Below are 386 nucleotides of genomic sequence, written 5' to 3' on the forward strand. Positions count from 1 at the left end.
GTCCGTGTCCTCGATCGCCTTCTGATCTCGGGCTACTATATCGTGCCGATGCAATACAACACCCAGCAATGGCTCGCTTACTGGAGTTATCTGGAACATCCGCAAAAGACCCCCATATTCGGTTATCAGCTGCCGACCTGGTGGCGAAAGCCCAACTGACGCAAGCCCAGCCCAATCGAGACCAAACAGGAGACGAGCATGAGCGCCGAGAACTCCATCACTGTCGATGTTGTGTCCGATGTCGTCTGCCCCTGGTGCTTCATCGGCCAGAAGCGGTTGGACAAGGCCATTGCTGCCGCAAGCGATGTCGACGTGCGTGTCAGTTGGCGACCATTCCAGCTCGATCCGACCATCCCGCCTGGAGGCATGGATCGCCGCCAATACAT

General features: G+C 57.3%; 1 protein-coding gene. It reads left to right on the plus strand.

The features are described from left to right. Positions 1-198 precede the first annotated feature (198 nt). A partial coding sequence (locus tag EOA24_RS41145; RefSeq protein ID WP_189354747.1) for a DsbA family protein occupies positions 199-386 on the plus strand: 188 nt, incomplete at its 3' end.

Source organism: Mesorhizobium sp. M2A.F.Ca.ET.039.01.1.1 (genome assembly GCF_003998035.1).
Taxonomy (GTDB): Bacteria; Pseudomonadota; Alphaproteobacteria; order Rhizobiales; family Rhizobiaceae; genus Mesorhizobium.